Raw genomic sequence first — 3,361 nt, forward strand, 5'->3', positions numbered from 1 at the left:
AACAGGGAACAGGGAACAGGCAACAGGGAACAGGCAACAGGGAACAGGCAACAGGCAACAGTAGGAAAAGAATTTCTCTGTCTAAGATCCATCATCAAAATAAGTCCTAAACAACTCGTTCCTTGCCATAGTCAAGTCTAAAAATTTAACGACAAACTGAAAAAAATACAGCACATCTTGCATTATAATTAAGGTTTTTGCTCGCGAAGTCAAAAAAAACTAATATTTGAATGATGTTTACCCTAGACAATTTTTTCCAAAAATTAACTCATCAAAAAATTTGGCGTTTCATAGCAATAACATCAATAATTGCCACCTTAGCGATCGCCTGTAACAACACTCAAACCACCACAAACTCAGAAACACCAACTATCCCCGAACCAGACACCCTCATTTGGGCACGCTACAGTGACTCTGACACCCTCGACCCCCACAAATCAACATCACCATTATCCAGACAAATAATCGATCAAATCTACGACACACTTTTGGCCTTCGACGATCGAGGTAAAATCCAAGCAAACCTAGCCAAAGAATGGTCAGTCAGCAATAATGGCCAAGAATATACCTTTAAACTCAACGAAAATATCAAATGTCATGACGGTACAACCTTTGATGCGAATGCCGTCAAATTTACCATCGACAGAGCGATCGCTCCTGAGACAGAAAACTACACCAAAGACAGTTGGGGACCAATAGAAATTGTTGAAGTTGTGGACGACCTCACAGTTACAGTCAAAATGTCTGAAGCTTTTAGCCCCTTTCTCCGCTTTCTCGCCGATCCTTACTCCAGCATGATATGTCCTTCTGCCATTCAAACCTATAACAACAAATTTGGCATAGAAGGAGCAGTAGGTACAGGTCCATTCAAATTTACTGAGTGGACTCAAGGGGAACAACTTGTACTAGAGGCTAACCCAGAATACAAAAATTATGGGCGACAAGTAGAAAATTCTGGTACTCCCTACATCAAAAAATTGATCGTTAAAACTATGCCAGAAGGGGAAGCGAGTTTAACAGCACTGGAGTCTGGAGAAATTCATTTAACTGAACCCCCATTAGAAGAAATTTCTGCTTTCGAGGAAGACTCAAAATTCAAGCTTCATACTGCGGAGAATACTGGTCAAATAGTATTTTTAGAGTTTGTTACTTCTCGACCTCCCTTTGATGATAAGAAGGCAAGACAAGCAGTAACTTATGCCATAGATCCTAAAAAAGCAACTGAGGAAGTATTTGCAGGTTTAGTTAAACCTTCCGAATGCGCGATCGCAGATGTGATGTTTCCTAGTGATGAAAAACTTTGCTCCGAGTTTAGTATTAAACCAGATCCAGAAGAAGCAAAAACTTTATTAGAGGAACTTGGTTATAGTGAGGATAAACCATTAGAAATAACTCTTTTAACTTGGAAAGGAGGAAACCGTCAAAAAGTAATAGAAAATTTTCAAACTCAACTAGAAGAAGTAGGAATAAAAACTAATTTAGAAACAATGGATATTGGCACTCTTAATGCCAGAATAAAACAGGAAAATAGTCAAACAGAAGGTAATGGTATTATTGATATGATGGGGTGGTCTTGGTATGACCCAGATTTTCTCTATACATTGTGGCATTCTCCTGGTTGGATGGGAGGTTATCACAGTGATGAACTGGATAAGTTACTAACAGAAATGCGAACGGCAACTAACTTAGAAGAACGACAAGAAAAAGTTATAGAAGTTCAGAAATATTTGTTGGAAAATGCAGTAATGATACCACTTTATAGTCCTGGTTGGATGTGGAGTTATGTTAGTAGTTCAGAGGTGGAAGGTTTTAAGATAGGTGCTTTTAATCGACCTTTATTTAATGATGTAAAATTGTCTAATACTGTAGAAGAAAAAGAAGCAGTTGAATCTCCTACAAGTTCTAAAAAAGAAGAATCAGAACAACCAGTTACTACAGAAGAAGGTAAACAGGATAAAGATTCTATTTCTTCACCAATAAATGAGCAAGAAGTAGAAGTTTCTCCCTCTCCAGAAAATGAATAATTAAGTCATAAATTCCCAAGTAATATCAAATAATTTACATCCAATTAATAGCAGTTTTCATATTTCATAGAATACAGAAATTTTGGCTTAAAGGTAGAAGGTAGAATTGACATCTCCAGGGGTTGAAACACCCTGGATTCTGTGTTCAATAATTGATAATTGATAATTAGGGTTTGCTGAAAAAGTATGAGTGGTAAGGGTAGGAGCCAGAATCCAGAATCCAGAATCCAGAATCCAGAAATCAGGAGGAAGTCAGGAGGAATGGGAATTATAGAAGAGGTAGTCAGAAGAATCGTCCCAAGATTGTTCTTCCCCTATCTGGCCCAAAATATGCTCCTTTTTGAGCTCTAATAGCTCAAAACCAGGTACTTTTTCAATACCTAAAAAGGCTAAAATCAATATCAGTAAATGCTTTGATATTTAATCAGCAAGCCCTAATTACCTCTCCCTAAAAGGAAGAGGATTGAATAAAAGGAAAAAATTGATTTTTTTCCCCTTGAAAGGGGAGGCTTTAAACCTGAATTATTTAATTATTTAATTATTAATTCTTCGGTAAATCCACCGCAAATGGGACGGGGCGTTTAAAGTGCGGAATTTACTTCCGCACGCAGCCCCTCATAAATCCGCGTTTGCTTAAAGTCTGTCAACAAACTTCTAGAATCAAGTTTTTGATTCTCGTTGAGGCTCTGAAACACATAATCTGCGATCGCATAGAGGAACAGAGTTCTATTGCTGTTGTCAGCTAATCAAACAACCAGAAATCTTGCAGGCAGTAACTAAATTCCACTGGTGGCCGTCAATCATGACTGCAATGTCTTATCAATCGGATTCTATAGCACTACAAGAATTGGGCGCGGACATTTCTCAATGCTAAAACCCTTTTACAGTTTGCTATTCCCGATTCAAGTAGCGCTGTATATAACACCAGTTCCCAAAAATAATGCTTTACTTCATTAAAGTTTCAGTTATTAAGTCAGAATAATCGTTCAGCAATGTTTGTAACGATTATCGGTATTAAACAAACATATCTTATTTCTTTAAACCCTACTCTCTACTCCCTAACTCTCAAAGATATGTAGCAATACTTTTGAGATTTGGTATTATACCGAGTGCGATCAATGTTTACTACAAATGACTAGATTCTTTATTAGGAATCAGAAGGACTCTATATATTTAGAACTATTCAACTGGACATGATATAACTTCTTTGTTAATCAGGAAAAAAATCCACATACAAGCATGAGTATTATTTATCATTACCATCATTTTGAATTATTTAAACCCCACATTCCGCACGTCAGCTTGTAACATTAAAAGTAGTATATAGTCATTCTGAA

General features: G+C 37.0%; 1 protein-coding gene. It reads left to right on the top strand.

Annotation, left to right across the window (positions count from 1 at the left end):
• Positions 1-230: 230 nt before the first annotated feature.
• Positions 231-2,024, top strand: coding sequence for an ABC transporter substrate-binding protein (locus AC3DU7_RS29145; RefSeq protein WP_488042746.1), 1,794 nt, complete (start codon positions 231-233; stop codon positions 2,022-2,024).
• Positions 2,025-3,361 lie beyond the last annotated feature (1,337 nt).

It is taken from the genome of Okeania sp. (assembly GCF_983059655.1).